Annotated in this window: 20 protein-coding genes; 10 read left to right on the top strand and 10 right to left on the bottom strand. The window is 60.2% G+C overall.

What is annotated here, in order from left to right:
- Positions 1-21 precede the first annotated feature (21 nt).
- From rsxA to NAV33_RS14975, 8 genes are all read left to right on the top strand, one after another.
- Positions 22-606 carry an electron transport complex subunit RsxA gene (rsxA, locus tag NAV33_RS15010; protein ID WP_255981425.1) on the top strand — a complete coding sequence of 195 codons (585 nt, stop codon included), beginning with the start codon at positions 22-24 and terminating at the stop codon, positions 604-606.
- Positions 603-1,178 carry an electron transport complex subunit RsxB gene (gene rsxB, locus NAV33_RS15005; protein WP_255981423.1) on the top strand — a complete coding sequence of 192 codons (576 nt, stop codon included), beginning with the start codon at positions 603-605 and terminating at the stop codon, positions 1,176-1,178. The genes rsxA and rsxB overlap by 4 nt, the downstream gene beginning before the upstream one ends.
- Positions 1,175-3,469 (top strand): electron transport complex subunit RsxC, encoded by a 2,295-nt coding sequence (gene rsxC, locus NAV33_RS15000; protein WP_255981421.1) that lies wholly within the window; start codon positions 1,175-1,177, stop codon positions 3,467-3,469. Before rsxB ends, rsxC begins: the two co-directional genes overlap by 4 nt.
- A gap of 79 nt (positions 3,470-3,548) precedes the next feature.
- A complete protein-coding gene (rsxD, locus tag NAV33_RS14995; protein WP_255981419.1) occupies positions 3,549-4,577 on the top strand; it encodes an electron transport complex subunit RsxD in 1,029 nt (342 codons plus the stop codon).
- A gap of 1 nt (position 4,578) precedes the next feature.
- Positions 4,579-5,349, top strand: coding sequence for an electron transport complex subunit RsxG (rsxG, locus tag NAV33_RS14990; RefSeq protein ID WP_255981417.1), 771 nt, complete (start codon positions 4,579-4,581; stop codon positions 5,347-5,349).
- Positions 5,346-6,059: an electron transport complex subunit E gene (locus NAV33_RS14985; RefSeq protein ID WP_255981415.1), complete on the top strand. Its 714-nt coding sequence runs from the start codon at positions 5,346-5,348 to the stop codon at positions 6,057-6,059. Before rsxG ends, NAV33_RS14985 begins: the two co-directional genes overlap by 4 nt.
- Before the next feature lie 19 nt (positions 6,060-6,078).
- Positions 6,079-6,717, top strand: coding sequence for an endonuclease III (nth, locus tag NAV33_RS14980; protein WP_255981413.1), 639 nt, complete (start codon positions 6,079-6,081; stop codon positions 6,715-6,717).
- Positions 6,718-6,825: 108 nt separating this feature from the next.
- Entirely contained in the window at positions 6,826-7,005 is a 180-nt protein-coding gene (locus tag NAV33_RS14975; protein ID WP_255981411.1) for a PA3496 family putative envelope integrity protein, read from the top strand.
- Positions 7,006-7,047: 42 nt separating this feature from the next.
- Here NAV33_RS14975 and gloA read toward each other — a convergent pair whose 3' ends face one another.
- From gloA to NAV33_RS14960, 3 genes are all read right to left on the bottom strand, one after another.
- A complete protein-coding gene (gene gloA / locus NAV33_RS14970) occupies positions 7,048-7,440 on the bottom strand; it encodes a lactoylglutathione lyase (protein WP_122165468.1) in 393 nt (130 codons plus the stop codon).
- Positions 7,441-7,538: 98 nt separating this feature from the next.
- Positions 7,539-8,756, bottom strand: a complete 1,218-nt coding sequence (locus NAV33_RS14965; RefSeq protein ID WP_255981409.1) for an argininosuccinate synthase — start codon at positions 8,754-8,756, stop codon at positions 7,539-7,541.
- Positions 8,757-8,842: 86 nt separating this feature from the next.
- Positions 8,843-9,736 (bottom strand): flagellar protein MotY, encoded by an 894-nt coding sequence (locus NAV33_RS14960; RefSeq protein WP_255981407.1) that lies wholly within the window; start codon positions 9,734-9,736, stop codon positions 8,843-8,845.
- 195 nt (positions 9,737-9,931) lie between these two features.
- Here NAV33_RS14960 and pyrC point away from each other — a divergent pair, with 195 nt between their 5' ends.
- Both pyrC and rnt read left to right on the top strand, forming a co-directional pair.
- Positions 9,932-10,975, top strand: a complete 1,044-nt coding sequence (gene pyrC, locus NAV33_RS14955; protein WP_255981405.1) for a dihydroorotase — start codon at positions 9,932-9,934, stop codon at positions 10,973-10,975.
- Positions 10,972-11,646, top strand: coding sequence for a ribonuclease T (rnt, locus tag NAV33_RS14950; protein ID WP_255981403.1), 675 nt, complete (start codon positions 10,972-10,974; stop codon positions 11,644-11,646). The genes pyrC and rnt overlap by 4 nt, the downstream gene beginning before the upstream one ends.
- A gap of 105 nt (positions 11,647-11,751) precedes the next feature.
- On the opposite strand, the gene NAV33_RS14945 is transcribed toward rnt, so the two are convergent.
- The 7 genes from NAV33_RS14945 to NAV33_RS14915 form a co-directional block, all read right to left on the bottom strand.
- Positions 11,752-14,751 (bottom strand): FAD-binding and (Fe-S)-binding domain-containing protein, encoded by a 3,000-nt coding sequence (locus NAV33_RS14945; protein WP_255981401.1) that lies wholly within the window; start codon positions 14,749-14,751, stop codon positions 11,752-11,754.
- A 34-nt stretch (positions 14,752-14,785) separates the two neighbouring features.
- Entirely contained in the window at positions 14,786-15,994 is a 1,209-nt protein-coding gene (locus tag NAV33_RS14940; RefSeq protein ID WP_255981399.1) for a pyridoxal-phosphate-dependent aminotransferase family protein, read from the bottom strand.
- 70 nt (positions 15,995-16,064) lie between these two features.
- Positions 16,065-17,252, bottom strand: coding sequence for a CaiB/BaiF CoA transferase family protein (locus tag NAV33_RS14935; protein WP_255981397.1), 1,188 nt, complete (start codon positions 17,250-17,252; stop codon positions 16,065-16,067).
- A 33-nt stretch (positions 17,253-17,285) separates the two neighbouring features.
- On the bottom strand, positions 17,286-18,080 hold the full coding sequence (locus NAV33_RS14930; protein ID WP_255981395.1) for an enoyl-CoA hydratase/isomerase family protein: 795 nt from the start codon (positions 18,078-18,080) through the stop codon (positions 17,286-17,288).
- 26 nt (positions 18,081-18,106) lie between these two features.
- On the bottom strand, positions 18,107-19,393 hold the full coding sequence (locus tag NAV33_RS14925; protein ID WP_255981393.1) for a TRAP transporter large permease: 1,287 nt from the start codon (positions 19,391-19,393) through the stop codon (positions 18,107-18,109).
- A 51-nt stretch (positions 19,394-19,444) separates the two neighbouring features.
- Positions 19,445-19,978, bottom strand: coding sequence for a TRAP transporter small permease (locus NAV33_RS14920; RefSeq protein WP_255981391.1), 534 nt, complete (start codon positions 19,976-19,978; stop codon positions 19,445-19,447).
- 74 nt (positions 19,979-20,052) lie between these two features.
- Positions 20,053-21,030 carry a TRAP transporter substrate-binding protein gene (locus NAV33_RS14915; protein WP_255981389.1) on the bottom strand — a complete coding sequence of 326 codons (978 nt, stop codon included), beginning with the start codon at positions 21,028-21,030 and terminating at the stop codon, positions 20,053-20,055.
- Positions 21,031-21,468: the final 438 nt, after the last annotated feature.

The raw sequence follows: 21,468 nt of genomic DNA, 5'->3' as shown, positions 1-21,468 counted from the left end.
GAGCACCTCAGGAACCTCGCGATGACCGAACTCGCCCTGATCATGGTTAGCGCCATTCTGGTCAACAACTTCGTGCTGGTGCAGTTTCTCGGTCTGTGCCCATTCATGGGCGTATCGAAGAAGATCGAGACCGCTATCGGCCTGTCGCTGGCCACAACCTTCGTGTTGACGCTCGCGGCGATGTGCAGTTACCTGGTTCAGCAATACGTGCTCGAGCCGCTGGATCTCGAATTTCTGCGCACCATCAGCTTCATTCTAGTAATTGCCGTCGTGGTGCAGTTCACCGAAATGGTAGTGAACAAGACCAGCCCGCTGCTGTACCGCGTGCTCGGCATTTTTCTGCCATTGATTACCACCAACTGCATCGTCTTGGGCGTCGCCCTGCTTAACGCCAACAAGTCGGAATTTACCTTCCTTACCGCCACGGCGAACGGCTTCGCAGCAGGTGTCGGATTTTCCCTGGTGCTGGTGCTTTTCGCCGCCATGCGTGAGCGCATCGCGATTGCCGACGTGCCCAAATCCTTTCAGGGCGCGGCGATTGGCATGATCACTGCCGGTTTGATGTCGCTGGCATTCATGGGCTTTTCCGGGTTGATCAAGCTATGAGCCTGGTCATGATTGCGGTGCTCGCCTTGCTCGCGCTGTGCCTGGTATGCGGCGCGATTCTCGGCTTTGCCGCCGTGCGATTTCGTGTCGAGGGCGATCCGATTGCCGAACAGATCAACGCTTTATTACCACAGACCCAGTGTGGGCAGTGTGGCTATCCGGGCTGCAAGCCTTACGCAGAAGCGATTGCCGGCGGCGACAAGATCAACAAATGCCCACCGGGCGGCGAGTCGACAATCCAGGCGTTGGCCGACCTGCTCGACGTCGAGCCCGAGCCGCTCGATGCCGCCGAAGGCGAAGTTCCGCCCCGCGTCGCTTATATTCGCGAGGCCGAGTGCATCGGCTGCACCAAATGTATTCAGGCGTGCCCAGTCGATGCGATCGTTGGGGCGGCGAAGCAGATGCACACAGTCATCGTCTCCGAATGCACCGGTTGCGACCTTTGCGTCGAGCCCTGCCCGGTGGACTGCATCGACATGATCGAGGTTGGAGGCAACCTGCAGAGCTGGAAGTGGGACCAACCGCTGACACCAGGCCAGCTGATTGCCAGCGACCGGGAGCAGGCTGCATGACTTCATTGAACGTCTGGGATATTCACGGCGGCATTCATCCGCCTGAGCGCAAGGCTCTGTCCAGGCGCACGCCGATTCAACCGATGCCATTGCCCGCACAGTTGGTCGTGCCACTCGCCCAGCACTTGGGTACGCCGGCCGAGCCCTGCGTGGAGCTCGGCGAACGCGTGCTCAAAGGACAGAAAATCGCTGAGGCGACTGGATTCGTCAGCGCACCGGTTCACGCACCAACCTCCGGCACAGTCAGTTTCATCGGGCCGCAACCCTACCCGCATGTATCGGGGATGCTGAGTGCTGCCATCGTCATCGACAGCGATGGTCAGGACGAATGGATCGAGCGGCAACCTCACACCGAATACGCTCAACTGCCGCCTGCCGAACTGCTGGAAATCATCCGCCAGGCCGGTATTAGCGGCTTGGGCGGCGCGGGCTTCCCCGCAGCGGTCAAGCTGAGTGCCCCGTCGAGCCAGAAGATCCGCACGCTGATCATCAACGGCACCGAATGCGAGCCTTACATCACCGCCGATGACTTGCTGATGCGCGAAAAGGCCGCCGAGCTGGTGGCCGGTATCGAGATCCTTGAGCATCTGATCCAGCCGGAGCAGGTGCTGATCGGCATTGAAGACAACAAACCCGAAGCCATCGCTGCCGTGCAGGTGGCGGTCGGCGAGCGTCCTTACTTGGTAAAAGTTTTCCCGACCAAGTACCCTTCCGGCGGTGAGAAGCAGCTCATTCAAATACTCACCGGCGAGGAAGTTCCCAGCGGCGGCCTGCCTGCCGATATCGGCATGCTCTGCCAGAACGTCGGCACCTGCGTCGCCGTTCATGACGCAGTCCTGCTCGGCAAACCCTTGATTTCCCGAATCACCACACTGACCGGCGAAGCGCTGGCGCATCCGATGAACGTCGAAGCGCTGATCGGCACGCCGGTGGCCGAGCTATTAGCCTTTGCGGGACTGGACAGCAGCAAGCTCAATCGCCTGATCATGGGCGGTCCGATGATGGGCTTCACCCTGCCATCGACGGACGTGCCGCTGGTCAAGACCACCAATTGCCTGCTGGCCAGCACCCTGGACGAGCTGCCGCCACCGCCGCCCGCCCTGCCATGCATTCGTTGTGGCGAGTGCGCCGAGGTCTGTCCGGCGAGCCTGCTGCCCCAGCAGCTGCATTTCTTCGCTTTGGGGCAGGAGCACGAACAACTCAGGGCCTACAACCTGTTCGACTGCATTGAGTGCGGCGCCTGCGCCTATGTCTGCCCGTCGAGCATTCCGCTGGTGCAGTATTACCGCTCGGCTAAGGGCGAGATTCGTGCGCTGGAGCAGAAGCAGCAAAAGGCCGAGCACTCCAAGCAACGGTTCGAACTGCGCCAGGAGCGCTTGCGGCGGGCCGAAGAGCAAAAGGAAGCCGATCGCAAAGCCCGCGCCGAGCGCGCTGCACGCGCCAAGGCGGCTCAAGCGGAAACCAGTTCTGTGCCCAGCCAGGACGACCCGGTCGCCCGCGTTCAGGCACAGAAAGCCGGCCTGTCCGAGCAGCAGAAGAAACTCAAGATCGAAGCCAGCATGGCGCAGGTCGCACTGAAGAAAGCCGAAAAGCAGCTCGCCGTGCATGCGACCGCGGAGCTGGAGGCACAGGTCGCCGAGTTGCGCATCGTTGCTATGAGCGCACAGAAGGCGTTGGATGACGCCAATGCAGCCGCGCCGCCGGCCGAAACTGCTACAGCGCCGCCCCTGGCCACCAACGACGCCGCGAAAAAAGCGAAGATCGAAGCCGCCATGCTTCGCGCCCAGGCTCGCAAGCTTGAGAAGCTCGAAAACCGCGATGCAGAACAAAATGCCGAGCTGAGCCGCCTTCAGTCGCAGCTGGCCGAGGCTGAAAAAGCGCTTGCTTTGACAACCGTAAACACTCCGGCGCCTGCCGCAAAGACAGCCGGCGATGAGGCCCTGAAGAAAGCCAAGATCGAACTGGCGATGAAGCGCGCCGAACTCAAAAAAGCCGAGAAGGCTGGTGCCGAAGAAGCCGAACTGAGCAAGCTGCGTGACGGCCTGGCCAGCGCCGAGCAAGCATTGCATGACGCAGAGGCGAATTCCGGCAAACCCATTCCTGAGCTGATGCGCAACGACAAGCGCCCGGTAGATGACCTGACCCGCACGCTCAAAACCGACGTCGCCTTCGCCCGCGCCGACTTGCGTAAGCTTGAACGCGATACAGACAGCGAAACCAGCGCCATCGAGGCCGCGCGGACACGCCTGAGCGAAGCCGAGCGCAAGCTGCAAGAACACACTGATTCGTAAATGGCTGCGCCGTCAGCGTAGCTATCCGAGGGCGACAGACGCTACACCGTCCCCCGCACAGCATTTGACCGGAGAGCCAATGGCCCTGCCCCGCATCACCTCACCGCATACCAAAGGCAGCAACCGCACCCAGCGGGTCATGCTGCTGGTATTGGCCGCTACCCTGCCGGGCGTGCTCGCACTGATCTGGCTATACGGTGCAGGCACTCTAATCAACCTGATCTGGGCCACTGTCGTGGCGCTCGGCTGCGAGGCGCTGGTCTTGAAGCTGCGTCAACGCCCCGTGCAGTTCTTCCTGCGTGACGGCAGCGCGCTTGTTACCGCCGTGCTGCTGGCGCTGGCGCTCCCTCCTTATTCACCCTGGTGGCTGACGCTGATTGCCACCGGCAGCGCCATCGTTTTTGGCAAGCAGCTCTATGGCGGTCTTGGGCAGAATCCTTTCAACCCAGCGATGATCGGTTACGTGGTGGTGCTGGTTTCGTTCCCGATCGAGATGACAACCTGGCCAATCCCGCACAGCGTCGGGCTGGTCGACGGTCTGCAGCACATCCTTGGCATCGCCTCGCTACCAGACGGCTGGTCCCAGGCCACCGCACTCGATGTACTCAAAGTGAACAAGAGCCTGACGATCGACGAGCTCTGGGCCAGCCCGGCCTTTGGTCACTTCGGTGGCATCGGTTCAGAAGTGGTCAATCTGGCGTTCCTTGCCGGCGGCCTGTTTCTATTGCACAAGCGGCTGTTCAGCTGGCACGCACCGGTGAGCATGCTCGCGGCGCTGGCCCTGATGAGCCTGTTGTTCTGGAACGGTTCTGGCTCCGATAGCCACGGCTCTCCCTTGTTTCATTTGCTTAGCGGCGCAACCATGCTTGGCGCGTTTTTCATCGTCACCGATCCGGTGAGCGGCGCAACCAGCAACCAGGGGCGCCTGATCTTCGGAGCCGGCGTCGGCATTCTGGTCTACGTGATTCGCGCCTGGGGTGGCTACCCGGACGGCGTCGCGTTCGCCGTGCTGCTGATGAACCTGTGCGCGCCGACCATCGACTACTACACCCGCCCGCGCACCTACGGCCACCGCAAGGCCGAGCGCGGCTTCAAGCTGGGCGAATGACATGATCCTTCCTGAACTCAGCCGCTCAATGCTCAAGAACAGCCTGGTGTTAGGTCTGTTCGCCGTGGTGACCGTGGGCGCGGTGACGCTACTGCAGCAATTCACCGCCGAACGCATCCAGGCGTCGGAACGCGCCGCACAGCTGCGTGCCCTGAACGAAATCCTGCCCAGAGACAGCTACGACAACCAGCTCCTCGACAACAGCGTCGCTGTGCATGATCCCCTGCTGGGGACCAAGGGACCGTTGCCCGCTTATGTCGCGATCAAGAATGGCAAGCCCAGCGCAGTGATTCTCCAAGCCATCGCGCCGGATGGATACAGCGGCGCGATACATTTGCTCGTCGGCGTACATACGGACGGACGAGTTGCCGGCGTGCGTGTAGTGGGTCATCGCGAGACACCCGGGCTTGGCGACAAAATCGAGCTGGCGAAGAGTTCGTGGATTCGCAGCTTCGAGAACCGTTCACTGGGCAATCCCGACGAGTCCGACTGGGCAGTAAAGAAGGATGGCGGTGATTTCGACCAGTTCGCTGGCGCCACCATCACTCCTCGCGCCGTTGTTGGTGCGGTGCACCGAGCCCTGAAATATTTCGACGCGCATAAGGCCGAGCTGCTCGGCGCGTCAACTAGACCGATAGCGCCCGAAGATGCGCTGGAAAACGCAGCGGAGCCTGCCGAAACGACAACCCATTCGCGCGCAGGCGCCGCCGCGACCCGTGGCGAGTTGCAGGTCACCGACCCGCAGCCCGAGCAGAAAGGCGATACACCATGAGCAATCCCAGCTACCGAGAACTGAGCATCAACGGCCTGTGGAAAAACAACCCGGCACTGGTCCAGTTGCTAGGGCTCTGCCCGCTGCTCGGGGTCAGCAACTCGGCGGTCAACGCCCTCGGTCTCGGTCTGGCCACCGCGCTGGTCCTGATCTGCTCGAACATTGGCGTGTCGCTGGTGCGCGGCGTGGTCAACACCGCCGTGCGCCTGCCGGCTTTTGTGATGATCATCGCCGCGCTGACGACCTGCATCGAGCTGCTGATGCAGGCCTACACCTATGAGCTGTATCAGATTCTCGGCATCTTTATCCCGCTGATCACCACTAACTGCGTAATCCTCGGCCGCGCCGATGGCTTTGCCGCCAAGCACAACCCGCTGATTGCAGGCTTCGATGGCCTGCTGATGGGGCTGGGTTTCGCGCTGGTGTTGGTGGTGCTGGGTGGCGTCCGCGAACTGGTCGGCACCGGCGCGCTGTTCGCCAACATGCATCTGCTGTTCGGCCCAGTCGCCGCGGACTGGCAGCTGACCCTGTTCTGCGACTACAAGGGGTTTCTGCTGGCAATCCTGCCGCCCGGTGCATTCATCGTGCTCGGCCTGTTGATTGCACTGAAAAACCGTATCGACGAGAACCTCGCAGAGCGCGCCAAGGCGATACAGCCGGACGCGCCGGTACAAAGCCGTCGCGTTCGCGTCACCGGAGTGATCGAATGATGCTGGATGGAACGCTGTAATGAATGCTGCAAAACGCCTGGAAATCTTTCGCCGTTTCCACGAAGACAACCCCGAACCGAAGACCGAGCTGGCATACAGCACGCCGTTCGAGCTGTTGATCGCAGTGATCCTGTCCGCCCAGGCCACCGACGTCGGCGTCAACAAGGCAACCGCCAAGCTCTACCCGGTCGCCAATACACCGGAAGCCATCTATGCACTCGGCTACGACGGCCTGTGCAGCTACATCAAGACCATCGGTCTCTACCCGAGCAAGGCCAAGAACGTGCTCGAAACCTGCCGCATCTTGATCGAGAAGCACGGCAGCCAGGTACCGGACAACCGCGAAGATCTCGAAGCCCTGCCAGGCGTAGGCCGCAAGACCGCCAATGTCGTACTGAACACGGCCTTTCGGCAGTTCACCATGGCCGTCGACACGCATATATTCCGGGTCGCCAACCGCACCAATATCGCGCCTGGCAAGAACGTGCTGGAGGTGGAGCGACGACTGATCAAGTTCGTCCCGAAGGATTACCTGCTCGACGCCCATCACTGGCTGATCCTGCATGGCCGCTACGTCTGCAAGGCGCGTAAGCCTCAATGTGGCAGCTGTCGGATCGAGGACCTCTGCGAGTACAAGCACAAGACTTCCGACGATTGATTGACCGGAGCAAAAACCTATCGGCTGATTGAAAAAATCTTTTTTACGACTTTCTGTTTTGTCGCTATAAGGTGCGCCAACAGCGCGCCTTAGCCGTGGAGTAGATAAGTGTCCGAGAAAGAAGATATCCAGATTGAAGATGACTTCGTCGCCGAGGACGAAGACGATACTGCAGAAGCTCCGGTTGAAGTGGCCAAAACCAACCTGACCAAGCGCCGCATTATCGACAATTTGCTTGAAGAGCGTCGTTTGCAGAAGCAACTCAACGAGTTCGACTTTGACCTCTGACTGAAAAAGCCCCGTAAATGGGGCTTTTTTGCGCTCGGACCTTCAGTCCCGACGTGACGGTGACAGCAATTCAACCTTGTATCCGTCCGGGTCCTCGATGAACGCCAGGATGCTGGTGCCGTGCTTCATCGGTCCCGGCTCGCGGGTGATCTTGCCGCCACGGCTGCGAATGTCTTCGCAGGCCTTGTAGACATCTTCCACCTCCAGCGCGATATGGCCGTAGCCATCGCCCAGATCATATTTCTCGACGCCCCAGTTATGGGTCAGCTCCAGCACGCTGTTATGCGCTTCGTCGCCGTAGCCGACAAACGCTAAGGTGAACTTGCCTTCCGGATAATCCTTGCGGCGTAGCAGCGTCATGCCCAGCACTTCGGTATAGAAGGCAATGGATCTATCCATATCGCCTACGCGCAGCATGGTATGCAGCAGTCTCATGGTGTGTTTCTCCTCATTCGGCCAGGCTCGTGTCTGTGCAGAAAGCATAACCCCGACACATGGCCGGGGTTATGGTCGGACGCGGCGCAGCTGTTGCTTTAGAACTGCGTCCGACCCTTGTTCGCGGCAATGCGCATGCGCAGTGCGTTGAGCTTGATAAAGCCGCCCGCGTCAGCCTGATCGTAGGCGCCGGCATCATCTTCGAATGTAGCGATATTGGCATCGAACAACGAATCGTCGGACTTACGGCCGGTAACGATGACATTGCCTTTATAGAGCTTCAGACGTACCACACCGTTCACATTGACCTGCGAGGCATCGATCATCTGCTGCAGCATGCTGCGCTCAGGACTCCACCAGTAGCCGTTGTAGATCAGGCTGGCGTACTTGGGCATCAGCTCGTCTTTCAGATGCGCGACTTCACGGTCCAGGGTGATCGACTCGATGGCGCGATGGCCCTTGAGCATGATGGTGCCGCCGGGGGTTTCGTAGCAGCCGCGCGACTTCATGCCGACGTAGCGGTTCTCGACGATATCCAGACGACCGATACCGTTCTCGCCGCCAATCTTGTTCAGGTAGGTCAGCACTTCAGCGGGCGTCATGTCCTTGCCGTCGATGGCGACGATATCGCCCTTGCGGTAGGTCAGCTCGATATAGGTCGGGGTGTCCGGTGCGGCTTCCGGTGACTTGGTCCAGCGCCACATGTCTTCTTCATGCTCAGTCCAGGTGTCTTCCAGCACGCCGCCTTCATAGGAGATGTGCAGCAGGTTGGCATCCATGGAGTAAGGCGACTTCTTTTTGCCGTGGCGCTCGATCGGAATCTCGTGCGTGGCGGCGTAGTCCATCAGCTTCTCGCGGGAGAGCAGATCCCATTCACGCCAGGGGGCGATGACCTTGACGCCCGGCTTCAGCGCATAGGCGCCCAGCTCGAAACGGACCTGATCGTTGCCTTTGCCGGTCGCGCCGTGGGAGATGGCGTCGGCACCGGTCTCGTTGGCAATCTCGATCAGGCGCTTGGCGATCAGCGGGCGGGCGATGGAAGTACCCAGCAGGTATTCGCCTTCGTAAACGGTGTTGGCGCGGAACATCGGGAAGACGAAATCGCGGACGAATTCTTCGCGCAGGTCGTCGATGTAAATTTCCTCGACACCCATGGCCTTGGCCTTGGCGCGTGCTGGCTCGACTTCTTCACCCTGACCGAGGTCGGCGGTGAAGGTCACCACTTCGCAGTTATAGGTGTCTTGTAGCCACTTGAGGATCACCGAGGTGTCCAGGCCACCGGAATACGCCAGGACTACCTTCTTTACGTCGGCCATTGCCATCCACTCCCGGGATTGTAAGGAAAGCGGGGATTCTACTGGTCGCGACGTTTGTTTTACAGGGGCGTGAGCATCGCTCGGCCTCAAGACGACGGGGCGACATTCCCGGCGGCGGCTGTGGTGCTCGCAGGGGCACGATCGAGACGCAGGGTGACCCGGCGATTCTTTGCTCGATTGGTTTCGCCGTTATTCGGGACCAGTGGATAGCGCTCGCCATGAAAGCGCAGCGTGATTTGCTCCTTTGGCACGCCGTTGGCGACTAGATACTCTTCCACCGCCAGCGCGCGGCGGCGGGACAGGTCGCGATTGGTGAGTCGGTTGCCGCTATTGTCGGAATGGCCGTCGAGCTGGATGTGATTGACGCTCGGGTCGGCCTTGAGAAATTGCACGATGATATCGAGCTTGGCTTGGCCCAGCGCATCGAGCGTCACATCACTGCTGGGAAAGCCGATCTGGGACTGGCGAATTTGATCGAAATTCACTGGCAGCAGCTTCGCCGTGCAGGCGCGAAACTCCTCGTACGCCTTGCCAAAGCGCGCCGGCAGCAGACGCACTTCGAGCGCTTCACCACCGTGCAACGTGTGATGACGCACCACGGGGCTGCGCCCGTCGAGCAGACCGCTCAGCAGCCGCCCGGCCTGTAATTGCGAGCTATTGAACGGGATGTCGCCACCGACTACCGAGACCATGCCCAAGTTGATATCGCTACGCTCCGGCTGCCAAGGCGCAGCCGCTGCCAGCAGAGTCGCCGAGCCATTGCCCAGCCAGCGATCAGGCGACTGCAAGCGAAAGATGGCCTGCTCACCAGCGCGCCGAACGAACTCGCCCCTGCCGAAGCCGGCCACCGGTTGTACCAGCCGGCATTCGAACTGGTCGCCATCGACCTGCCACTGCACCCGTTCCAGACGTGTCTGGAACGTGATGGCATCGGCCGGCGAAGTCAGTAGACAAGCAAGAACAAAGAGGCGCAGGCGCACGTAAGGCTCCACGGTAAACAACATTCAACCGGGGTATCGGTGCTGGCAGCGGAAACTTGAACAGGCGTGCCATCCGTTTAGCACGCCTGGTCGCCCCTCGGAGAGGCTCTTTCGGACCCTGACGTCCCGTCTGCGGCGATTTTTTCCCCCGTTTACGGTAGCATTCGTGCACGTTTTACCCGCCTGGAAACCTGCATGTCCGACCGACTGACTCTACTGCGCCCCGACGATTGGCACATTCATCTGCGCGACGGCGCAGCGCTGCCGCATACCGTGGCGGATGCTGCTCGCCAGTTCGCCCGCGCGATCATCATGCCGAACCTGGTCCCGCCGGTACGCAACGCCGCGGAGGCAGACGCTTACCGTCAGCGCATTCTCTCCGCCAGGCCGGACGCGAACAGCTTCGAGCCGCTGATGGTGCTTTATCTCACCGATGGCACGCAGCCCGACGACATACGCGCAGCCAAGGCCAGCGGTTATGTTTACGCGGCCAAGCTCTATCCGGCCGGTGCAACCACCAATTCAGCATCTGGCGTGACCCGCATCGACAACATCTTCCCGGTGTTGGAAACCATGGCCGAAGTCGGCCTTCCGCTACTGGTGCACGGTGAAGTGACCCGTTCGGAGATCGATATCTTCGATCGCGAGAAGTACTTCATCGACGAGCAACTGAGCCGAGTGACCGAGCGTTTCCCAACCCTCAAGGTGGTGTTCGAGCACATCACCACTCGCGATGCAGTGCAGTTCGTCGAGGCGGCCAGCAGCAACGTCGGTGCGACGATCACGGCCCACCATCTGCTTTACAACCGCAATCACATGCTGGTTGGCGGCATTCGTCCGCACTTCTTCTGCTTGCCGATCCTCAAGCGCAACACCCACCAAGAAGCCCTGCTCGATGCAGCGACCAGCGGTAACCGGAAGTTCTTCCTCGGTACCGACTCGGCACCCCATGCCCAGCACGCCAAAGAGAACGCCTGTGGCTGCGCCGGTTGTTACACCGCGTACGCGGCGATAGAGCTGTATGCCGAGGCCTTCGAACAGCGCAATGCGCTGGATCGCCTGGAAGCCTTCGCCAGCCACTTCGGTGCCGACTTTTATGGTCTGCCACGCAACACCGAGCAAATCACGCTGGTACGCGAACCCTGGAACGTACCGGCCAATCTACCGTTCGGCGAGCATAACGTGGTGCCCCTGCGCGCGGGCGAAACCCTGCAATGGCGGCTGGAGACAAGCGCATGAGTGACGAGCAGTTCGACGACGAGCTCGAAGGCAATCTCGCCGGCAAGCCGCGATCGCCCATGGCAAGGCGCTTCCGTGGCTTTTTACCGGTGGTGGTCGATGTCGAATGTGGCGGCTTCAACTGTGCCACCGACGCGCTTCTTGAAATCGCCGCTGTGACCATCGGCATGGATGAACAGGGTCTGCTCTATCCACAGGAAACGCTGTTCTTCCGGGTGGAACCCTTCGCGGGCGCCAATATCGAGGCAGCGGCTCTGGAATTCACCGGCATCAAGCTGGACCACCCGCTGCGTATGGCCGTCCCCGAGTCGCAGGCGCTGAACGAGATTATCCGCAGTGTGCGCAAAGCGGTTAAGTCGGCAGGCTGCAAGCGCGCCATTCTGGTCGGCCACAACAGCAGCTTCGATCTCGGTTTCCTCAACGCGGCCATGGCGCGCTGCGACATCAAGCGCAACCCCTTCCATCCTTTTTCCAGCTTCGACACCGCTACCCTTGCCGGCCTCGCCTACGGCCAGACCGTTCTGGCCAAGGCCTGCCAGGCGGCGGGTATTGATTTCGACGGACGCGAAGCGCATTCAGCCCGCTACGACACCGAGAAGACGGCCGAACTGTTTTGCGGCATCGTCAATCGCTGGAAGGAAATGGGCGGCTGGGAAGAGTTCGACGAGTGAGCCGCCGCGCCACCAGCTGATTGCTCAGAAGGCAATCAACCAGCTCCACAGCGGCACCGCAGCGAACCCGCGCCGTCGATGCAAGGGCTCGCTAGCAGCGCTACATCAGGCCAACGCCCGCTCCAATACCCTCGCCACATGCAAAGCTTCACGCTGGGCTCCGTCGTAGATCTGGTGGCGGCAACTGGTACCATCGGCGACCACCAGATCTTCGGCTTCGGCTTTACGCACCGCAGGTAGCAGCGCCAGCTCGGCCATCTGCATCGAAGCATCGTAGTGTTCGCGCTCGTAGCCAAAGCTTCCAGCCATGCCACAGCATGAGGTTTCGACCGTTCTGACCTCCAGATCCGGTATCCAACGCAGCACCTGTTCCACCGGCCGCAGCGCATCGAATGCCTTTTGATGACAATGACCGTGCAATAGAGCCCGTGGTTCGTCTAGCGCCCTGAGCTTGAGCTGCAGATTGCCTGCAGCCTGCTCCCTGACCAGAAACTCTTCGAACAGGAAGGACGCCTTCGACAACGCCTTGGCCTGCTCGCCGTAACCGTAGCGCAGAAACTCGTCGCGCATGGTCAGCAAACACGAAGGCTCAAGCCCGACGATGCTCACGCCGCGCTCGACGAACGGCAGCAGGTGGTCGAGCGTGCGCCGGGCTTCCGCCTTGGCCTTGTCGACCTGACCCGACGCCAGGTAAGTGCGCCCGCAGCACAACGGTCGCTCTGATGGCGCCTGATTGAAATGGACCCGATACCCGGCCGCCTCGAGTACGCGACAGGCCGCTCGCGCATTCTCCGGTTCCATGTAGTTGTTGAAGGTATCGACGAACAGCAGGACTTCCCGCGTATGTGTCGAACGGCTTGCTGGCGCGGTCGCCAGAAAGTTGCCTGCGAAGCGCGGCAGCGCACGCTGCCCGGCCAGTCCCAATGTGCGCTTGACCCATTGCGACAGCAGCGGCACGCGCTCGACGAGGCCTGTCACGCCGGCCAGATGGCGAGCGTAGGGCGCATAGCGTGGCATTTCAGCCACCATCCGCTCACGTAGCGGCATCGGATGATTTTTCGCCCAGGCGGCGCGGGCCTCGATTTTCATCTTCGCCATGTCGACGCCAGTCGGGCATTCCCGCCTGCAGCCCTTGCAGGAGACACACAGATCGAGCGCGGCCTTGACGTCTTCGCTGCCCAATCCATCGGGACCTAGCTGCCCGGATAACGCCAGCCGCAGCGTGTTAGCGCGACCGCGGGTCAGATGCTGCTCGTTGCGCGTCGCCCGGAAGCTGGGGCACATGGTGCCGGCGTCGAACTTGCGACAGTGGCCGTTGTTGTTGCACATCTCGACGGCACCGATGAGCCCACCAGTTGGATCGGCGCCACTTCCGGGCGCGCTCTGCTTGCCGGTCAACGGATCGCGCAGCACGTTCCATTCCGACCAGTCCAGCACCGGCGTTACTGGAATCGGTTGATAGGTCTTGGGGAAACGGAAGTAGCTATGATCGTCCATGCGCGGGGTATCGACGATCTTGCCCGGATTGAGCAGGTTTTCCGGATCGAATAGCTGCTTGATCTCCTTGAATGCGGCATTGAGTTGCGGGCCGAACTGCCATGCCACCCATTCTCCGCGGCACAGGCCATCCCCATGCTCGCCAGAAAACGCCCCCTTGTAGGCGCGGACTAGCGCGGACGCCTCTTCGGCGATGGCGCGCATCTTTTGCGCGCCATCACGGCGCATGTCCAGGATTGGCCGTACGTGCAGAGTGCCGACACTTGCGTGGGCATACCAGGTGCCTTCGGTGCCGTGCTTGTGAAATACCTCGGTGAGCTTGGCGGTGTATTCGGCCAGATGCTCCAGCGGCACCGCGCAGTCTTCGATGAAGGACACCGGTTTGCCGTCGCCCTTCATGCTCATCATGATGTTCAGGCCGGCCTTGCGTACGTTCCATAACGCTGTCTGCTCTGCAGACTCGGTCATCTTGACCACGCTACCGGGCAGGCCGAGATCGGCCATCAGCTCGCTCAGCCTGCCGAGTTGCTCATGCAGGGCGGCGACTTCCTCGCCCGCGAACTCGACCAGCAGCAATGCCTCGGGATAGCCAATCAGCGCCTTCTCGATCACCGGCTTGAAGGACGGATTCTCCATCGACAGATCGATCATCGTGCGGTCGACCAGTTCGACCGCCGTCGGGTCGAGCGTGACGATGTGCTGGGTCAGGTCCATGGCCTGATAGAAGGTCGGGAAATTCACCACCGCCAGCACCTTGTGCTGGGGCAGCGGCGCCAGCTTGAGCTTGATCCGCCGGGTGACCGCGAGCGTACCTTCCGAACCGATCAGCAGGTGGGCCAGGTTGACCTGGCCGCCCGAGTCGTAGGGGAGCGGGTTCTGACAGTCGAACAGATCGAGGTTGTAGCCACCCACGCGGCGCAGCACCTTCGGGTAGTGCTCACGGATATTGGCATGTTCGCGCTCGGCGATACGCTGCACCTCGCGGGCGAGCTGGCGTACCCGGTCACCCGGTGCCAGCTCATGGAGCAGACCGAAGCGCGCTTCGCTGCCATCGGCCAGCAACGCATCGATGCCCAAGACGTTGTGCACCATGTTGCCGTAGCGAATTGAACGCGAGCCGCAGGAATTGTTGCCTGCCATACCACCCAGGGTGCACTGGGCAGACGTCGACACGTCCACCGGAAACCACAGCCCGTGCGGCTTGAGCCAGCGGTTCAGGTCATCGAGCACTACGCCCGGCTCGACCACTACCGTCAGGTTGTCTGGGTCGAACTCGACGATCTGATTCAGCCAGCGGCTGGTATCGACGATCAGCGCGTCACCCACGGTCTGGCCGCACTGGCTGGTGCCGCCACCGCGCGCCAGCAGCGGAACCTTGGCATCTCGGGCGATATCCAGTGCTACCTGCAGGTCATGCTGGTGACGCGGGATTACCACACCGACCGGCGTGATCTGATAGATCGAAGCGTCAGTTGCGTAGCGGCCACGTGACGCCGAATCGAACATTACCTCGCCGGCAATTTCGCGCTGTAGCCGCGCTGCCAGCGCCGAAGCACGTTCTGACGACACCTTGCTCGCCGGTATTCTGGGTTCGGTAAACGAAGTCATCAGGACCTCCCATGTCTGCCGTCAAAGGGGGATGTCAACGCGCGTAGTCCAGCGGGTTCGCTGCGAAGTAATCCAGTGCGGCGAGCACACCGCTCCCCTTGAGCGACACACCGGACATCTTGAGGCCGGCCTCGCAACCGCCGAGGGTGGCGATCAGGGTGAGATCGTTGCAATCACCCAGGTGCCCGATGCGGAACATCTTGCCCCTCGCCTTGCCCAGCCCGGTGCCCAACGAAAGGTCGAAACGGCGGTAGATCAGGCTGCGAACCTCGTCGGCATCGATGCCTTCCGGCATTACCACACCGGTCAGCACTGGTGAGAAGACGCTTGCATCTTGACACTGCACCTCCAGCCCCCAGCACGCGACGGCCGTACGCACGCCGGCAGCCCAACGCTGGTGGCGTGCAAAGACATGATCGAGCCCCTCTTGCAGCAGCATGTCGAGCGCTTCGTTCAGCCCGTACAACAGGTTGGTGTTGGGTGTGTATGGCCAGTAGCCGCTGCGGTTTAGTTCGAGTATTTCGTCCCAGGCCCAGAAGCTCTTCGGCAGCTGCGCGCTGCGGCTGACCTCGATTGCCTTCTCAGATACCGCGTTGAAGCTGATACCAGGCGGCAGCATCAGGCCCTTCTGCGAGCCGGAGATAGTGACGTCCACGCCCCAGGCGTCGTGCTGATAATCAGCGCAGGCCAGGCCGGAAATGGTATCTACCAGCAGCAGCGCCGGATGCTTGACCGCATCGATGGCACGACGCACTGCCGCGATGTCGCTGGTCACGCCGGTGGACGTCTCGTTGTGCACCACACAGACAGCCTTGATGGTGTGGCTGCTGTCCTCTTTCAGGCGCCGCTCGATCATGTCGGCCTGCACACCACGTCGCCAGCCTTCGTAGCCCGGTAGCCCGATGAATTCGGGCTCGAGTCCCAAGCGTCGGGCCATCTTTTCCCACAGCGTGGCGAAGTGACCGGTTTCGAACATCAATACCCGGTCGCCAGCCGACAGCGTATTGACCAACGCCGCCTCCCAAGCCCCGGTACCGGATGCGGGGTAGATCACCACGGGCTGCTGGGTCTTGAACACCTGACGGATCTTGCTTAGCAGTTCGCGACCCAATGCACCGAACTCCGGTCCACGATGATCAATAGTGGGCAGGCTCATAGCCCGCAAGATGCGGTCCGGAACCGGTGAAGGTCCGGGGATCTGCAGAAAATGACGGCCGGACGGATGAAAATCGAGCTTCAACATAGCGATTCTCCAAATCTTGTTTTTGTATTTTGAGTTTTGAATTCATAACTAACGAAAAATAGATTTTCTATCAGCGGATGCAGCCCTCACTTCGCAGACTGCCGATATCCTCATCGGTCATGCCGATTCCGTGTAGCACCTCATCGGTGTGCTCGGCGAACAACGGAGCCGGTCGACGGATTTCCAAAGGCGTTCGGGAGAACTTGGCGGGAAAGCCGATCGTCTTCATGCTGCCTATCACCGGATGTCTGACTTCCTGAACCATGCCGCGCGCCAAATAATGTTCGTCGTGCATGGCCTGGGCGAAGTCGTTGATCGGCCCTGCCGGTACCCCGGCCGTGTCGCACAGATCGAGCCAGTGCTTCATGGGCTGCTGGGACAGAATCTCTTCGAGGATGTTTTCGAGCGTTTCGACGTTGCGTGCACGGTCGCTGTTAGTGACAAAGCGCTCGTCGCCAAGCAGATCCTCACGCGCAATCACATCGCGACAGAGACGCTCCCAGGTTCGCTGATTGGCGCAGCCGAGCATCAGGTAGCCGTCCTGAGTCCTGACGGCCTGATATGGCGCCGAGATGCGGTGACGCGATCCCGTGGGCTGCGGCACGGTACCGTTGGCGAAATACGCCGCCGCTTCCCAGGCGAACCAAGGCAGCCCGCACTCGGTGATGGCGATATCGATGTGCTGCCCTTCCCCGGTGTTCTGCTTGTGGATGTAAGCGGCGAGAATCGAATAGATCGCGGTAAGGCCAGCCCCGATGTCATAGACGGCGATACCGGTCTTCAGCGGACGCTTGCCGGGTTCGCCAGTCATCGACATCAGGCCGCTCATGCCTTGGGCGACGAGGTCGAAGCCACCCTTATTGCTGTAAGGGCCGGTCTGGCCATAGCCGGAGATCGAGCAATAGATAATCCCTGGATTGATTGCACGGATCGTCTCGTAGTCGATCTCCAGCGATTGCGTCACGCCCGGCCGGTAATTCTCGACGATGACGTCGGCATCAGCGGCCAGTCGATAGAAAATATCCCTGGCCCGTTGATCCTTCAGATTCAGCGAAATGCTCTTCTTGTTTCGGTTGATCTGAAAAAAACATGTGGACTCGCCGTTTACATAGGGACCCATTTGCCGACTGTCGTCACCACCATTGGATTTTTCCACCTTGATGACCTCGGCTCCGAGGTCGCCCAGCACCATCGTGCAGTAAGGGCCCGCCATGATTTGCGAGATATCCAGAATTTTTACGTTGCTTAGCGGAAGCATGCTTGGCTCTCCAGCACTGGGATCGACGAGACGTTACTCACCGGTCCATTCGAACGAGGTCTTACTGACGAACTTGTCGACGGCGGCCTTGAAATCGCGGCTGCCGTAACAGGTCCGTATCCAGTCATCGCTGGAGTCTGCAGAAGTACGGCGGTGCTCCAGCACCCGGTTGATTACCTCTTTGGTGGCCAGCACGGTCAGCGGCGCTCGACCGGCAAACGCCTGCGCTTTGCGACTGACCTCCTGACGGATAGCGTCGGGCTCGAACACTGCGCTGACCAGGCCCGCCGATAGCGCCTCGGGCGCCTCGATCAGTTTTGCTGTCATCAGTACTTCCTTCGTCCGCGGTACGCCGAGCAGATCCATGAGGCGGGACACGTTTGTCACCGAGAGGCAGTTGCCAAGTGTCTCGGCGATCGGTACGCCAAACTTCAACGACGGCGTGCAATAGCGGAAGTCGCAGGCCAGCGCGATGGCCGCGCCGCCACCGACACAGAATCCCTCGAGCATCGCGATGGTCGGCTTGTGCAGGTTTTCCAGCCCCGCGATCACGCTGTCGATGCGCCGCTCATAGTTCACGCCCGCTTCACCGCCTTCGAAATCAGCGAATTGCTTGATGTCAGTGCCAGCAACGAAGGCCTTGCCACCACAACCGTGAAACACCACCGCTACGACCGCGGGATCGGCCTCCAGCTCGCTGCACAAGCGCTCCAGCGAGTCGTACATGGTCCAGGTCATCGCATTGCGGCTATCCGGCCGGTTGAAGCCAACCCAGGCGACGCCCTGCTCGATGCGACAGTCGACCTGCCCTTGAGACATATCACTCATCTTCGTCTCCTCTTGCTCGATGCCGCTCACGCGCCGTAAACGAAATTCACCAGAACCATGGCAATGGCCGGGATGTAGGTGTTGATCAGCAGAATCGCGAAGAGCACCCCAAGGAACCACAGATTGGTACGGGTGGTGGCCCAGATATCGGACTTGGCGATCGAACAGGACGCGATCAGCACACTGGCAACCGGCGGAGTTTGCTGACCAATGGCCAGGTTGAGCGTGACGATCAGACCGAAATGAATCGGATCGATGCCTACCGCTAGTACCAGCGGCAGAACGATTGGAACGACCAAGATGATCGCGGCCGCAGAATGCAGGAAGACGCCGAGAATCAGGAAGATGATGTTAAGCAGCGCCAGGATCACGTACTTGTTGCTGGTCCACTCGCTGATGGAGCTGGCGAGCTGCTGCGGCAGCTGCGTTTCAGTCAGGTAGAGGCCAACCACGGCGGAGCTCGCCACCAGCAGCATCACTACCGCAGTCTGCACGCCGGCATCGAGGCACGCCTTGTAGAACGTGCGCAGCGTGAACTCGCGATAGACAAAGGCACTGATGAAGATCGCCACCACCACCGCTAACGCCGCTCCTTCGGTCGCCGTGACGATTCCGCCAAAGATTCCGCCAAGGATGATCACCGGAATCGACAGCGCCCAGATTGCTCCCTTGAACGCTTCCCACAACCGCTTGGTCTGGAAGGCCCCTTCGGATGGAAAGTTGTTCTTCCTGGCCAGGTAATAGCACATACCCGCCAGCCCCATGGCACCGAGCAAGCCTGGGAAGATGCCGGCGACGAACATCTTCACCACCGACTCCCCAGACATCACGGCGTAGAGAATCATCGGAATCGATGGTGGCAGGATGATCGCCAGGCTGGCTGCCGAGGATGACAATGCCGCCGCGAATTCCTTCGAATATCCCTTCTGAGTCATCGCCGGGATCATGATGCTGCCGATAGCCGATACGCCCGCCACCGCCGAACCGGAAATCTCCGCGAAGAAGATCGAGGCACCGATGGTCACCATCGACAACCCACCCTTGATGAATCCGAGCATCGCCGAGGCCAGATCGATCAGCCGCCGGGAAATGCTCGAGGCATTCATGATCGCGCCAGCGAGAATGAAAAGCGGGATGGCAATAAGCGGAAAGCTGGTCGTCCCGTCGTACATCACCATTCCGATGTTGGGAAGGGCCAGCGCCCCATAGCTGGAAAAGATTGCAACCGCACCGACGATGCCTAGCGATATGGCGACAGGAACATTGATCAGGATGAGGGCTATCAGCCCCAGAAACATGTAAAGGATTATCATCTTGTTATTCTCCCGAGCGCCGTAGCAAGCGCTCGCTCTGAAATGTCCTGGTCATGCCTTCACCGGCTTGACGCCCACTTCTTCCAGTTCGTGATCGACGAACCCATCGCCTTTCGCGCTCTTGATCACCTCAGGCAATCGCAAGATCTCAGCGATGATGAAAAGTACCGACCCGATCGGCAGCACCGATTGCGTCAACTGCAGCGAGACGTTGGTGAGGCTGACCAGTGAGGAGCCTTCCAGGATGAGCACGACCTGCATGCCGGTATAGGCCAGCAGCACGAAGAAGCCGATCGTGATCGCCTCCGCGACCAGAGCGATCGGCAAGCGCAGCGCTGGAGAGAAGTAATTGATTACGCTAGGGCAACCGATGTGGGCGCCCTTCGCCGCGGCCAACGCCGCGCCGTAATAGGTGAGCCAGGCCAGGCCGACGGACGCCACCTCGTCGTACCAGCTGAACGGCGAACCGGCCAGCCGCGATGCGAAGCCGACTGTAACGACCAACGTCAAAGCAACTACGTTGGCCACTACGATGATTTCCAGAAGTTTGGAAAAACCCTTTCTGAAAGCGGTAAAGGAATCCATCAGCTCTCTCCGGTCGACCTGAGCACCACGTGCTCAGGCGTAAGTCAGAATGCGATCTGCAGCCACGAAGTCGGTTACATCTGGCGAAGCTGTTCGACCTCGTCGAGCATTTCCTGCCCACCTTCGACTTCTTCAGCGAATTTCGCGTAGATGGCCTTGGATCCGTCGATGAAGGCTTGTTGATCAACCTTGTTCACTTCCATGCCTGCCTCCTCCATTTTCTTGACGAGGCTTTCATCGAGCTGCGCCCCTTGTTCCAGCGCATAGGCCTCTGCTTCTACAGCAGCGTCGCTCAGCACCTTCCTCACTTCCTCTGGAAAACGCTTCCAACTGGCACCAGCGAGAACGAACGCAGGGGTATAGACGTGGTTGGACATGGAGAGGTATTTCTGCACTTCGTGAAAGCGCTGGGAATAAATCTGCACCAAGGGGTTTTCCTGACCGTCCATGGCGCCAGTCTGCAGCGCGACAAAGGCTTCGGAGAGTGCCATCGGAGCCGGGCTAGCGCCGTAGCTCTTGAACATCTCGACACGCCATATGCCGTTGGGCGTGCGCAGCTTGAGCCCTTCGAGATCCTCCGGCACGACGATCGGCCGGGAGTTGTTGGTGATTTGCCGGAAGCCGTTTTCCCACACGCCAATGATCCGGTACCCCTTGTCTTCGGCGGTCTTGTACATCACGTCGCGCACCAGCTCGTCTCGAACACGCTTCATATGATCGCGATCGGTGATCAGGTACGGCATTTCGAACAAGGAGAACTCCGGCGCCACGCTGCTCATCACCGTCGATGGCAGAGCCAGATCCAGCGAACCCAGCTTGAGCTTGTTAAGCATCTGAGAATCGCTGCCCAGCTGGCTGGAGCCGTAGATCACGACCTTGGCCTTGCCCGTGAGCTTTTCGTTAACGGTCTCGGCGAATTTATTGGCTGTGATTTCGAACAGTGATCCCGGTCCGCCCACGTGGCCGAATTTGATCTGGAGTTCGGCCGCCTGGACTGCTGATGTGGCTAGACCGAACAGGGATGCGATCAAAGCTGTTTTCAATATTTTCATGCTGACCTCCACTCTTGTTTTTATTGAGGCGTACCGCAGTACCATCTTTACAGTCAGGACGGACCCATCGCTCTGACTGCAAGGCCGGCGGCGGCTAAACCGGCTACGCACGCTGGGAACAAAAATGAATTCATTATTCATAACCCGATTCAGACGTTAGACCAGCTTTTTGCGGTACGCCAGAAATGAGGTAAGAAAAACAGCCATGAGCATCCCTTACGCCGGACAAGGCGGAGCGCAGGAAGTCGGCAAAGGGCTCGTCGGTCCTGGCTAGGATTGGTTCAGGAAGAATTATTAGCGGCGCAGACGTTAGAACATAACGGGCCGCAAATGAAATGAGCGCCCATACCTGACACTAATCGCCAGCCGAAAGCGATCATGGTCATGAAGAGCCGGAGCATTGAGAGGCGACCAGCAGCGCCGGCCGCCATTAGCGCT

It is taken from the genome of Stutzerimonas stutzeri (genome assembly GCF_024448715.1).
GTDB classification, from domain to species: Bacteria; Pseudomonadota; Gammaproteobacteria; order Pseudomonadales; family Pseudomonadaceae; genus Stutzerimonas; species Stutzerimonas stutzeri_AR.
The sequence above is the reverse complement of the archived record's forward strand: the minus strand, read 5'-3'. Positions and strand labels throughout refer to the sequence as shown.

What these genes read in the sequence shown, in the direction of transcription:
- rsxA (WP_255981425.1), top strand. Translation starts at nt 22, where the DNA reads ATGACCGAACTCGCCCTGATCATGGTTAGCGCCATTCTGGTCAACAAC.
- rsxB (WP_255981423.1), top strand. Translation starts at nt 603, where the DNA reads ATGAGCCTGGTCATGATTGCGGTGCTCGCCTTGCTCGCGCTGTGCCTG.
- rsxC (WP_255981421.1), top strand. Translation starts at nt 1,175, where the DNA reads ATGACTTCATTGAACGTCTGGGATATTCACGGCGGCATTCATCCGCCT.
- rsxD (WP_255981419.1), top strand. Translation starts at nt 3,549, where the DNA reads ATGGCCCTGCCCCGCATCACCTCACCGCATACCAAAGGCAGCAACCGC.
- rsxG (WP_255981417.1), top strand. Translation starts at nt 4,579, where the DNA reads ATGATCCTTCCTGAACTCAGCCGCTCAATGCTCAAGAACAGCCTGGTG.
- NAV33_RS14985 (WP_255981415.1), top strand. Translation starts at nt 5,346, where the DNA reads ATGAGCAATCCCAGCTACCGAGAACTGAGCATCAACGGCCTGTGGAAA.
- nth (WP_255981413.1), top strand. Translation starts at nt 6,079, where the DNA reads ATGAATGCTGCAAAACGCCTGGAAATCTTTCGCCGTTTCCACGAAGAC.
- gloA (WP_122165468.1), bottom strand. Translation starts at nt 7,440, where the DNA reads ATGAGACTGCTGCATACCATGCTGCGCGTAGGCGATATGGATAGATCC.
- NAV33_RS14965 (WP_255981409.1), bottom strand. Translation starts at nt 8,756, where the DNA reads ATGGCCGACGTAAAGAAGGTAGTCCTGGCGTATTCCGGTGGCCTGGAC.
- pyrC (WP_255981405.1), top strand. Translation starts at nt 9,932, where the DNA reads ATGTCCGACCGACTGACTCTACTGCGCCCCGACGATTGGCACATTCAT.
- rnt (WP_255981403.1), top strand. Translation starts at nt 10,972, where the DNA reads ATGAGTGACGAGCAGTTCGACGACGAGCTCGAAGGCAATCTCGCCGGC.
- NAV33_RS14945 (WP_255981401.1), bottom strand. Translation starts at nt 14,751, where the DNA reads ATGACTTCGTTTACCGAACCCAGAATACCGGCGAGCAAGGTGTCGTCA.
- NAV33_RS14940 (WP_255981399.1), bottom strand. Translation starts at nt 15,994, where the DNA reads ATGTTGAAGCTCGATTTTCATCCGTCCGGCCGTCATTTTCTGCAGATC.
- NAV33_RS14935 (WP_255981397.1), bottom strand. Translation starts at nt 17,252, where the DNA reads ATGCTTCCGCTAAGCAACGTAAAAATTCTGGATATCTCGCAAATCATG.
- NAV33_RS14930 (WP_255981395.1), bottom strand. Translation starts at nt 18,080, where the DNA reads ATGAGTGATATGTCTCAAGGGCAGGTCGACTGTCGCATCGAGCAGGGC.
- NAV33_RS14925 (WP_255981393.1), bottom strand. Translation starts at nt 19,393, where the DNA reads ATGATAATCCTTTACATGTTTCTGGGGCTGATAGCCCTCATCCTGATC.
- NAV33_RS14920 (WP_255981391.1), bottom strand. Translation starts at nt 19,978, where the DNA reads ATGGATTCCTTTACCGCTTTCAGAAAGGGTTTTTCCAAACTTCTGGAA.
- NAV33_RS14915 (WP_255981389.1), bottom strand. Translation starts at nt 21,030, where the DNA reads ATGAAAATATTGAAAACAGCTTTGATCGCATCCCTGTTCGGTCTAGCC.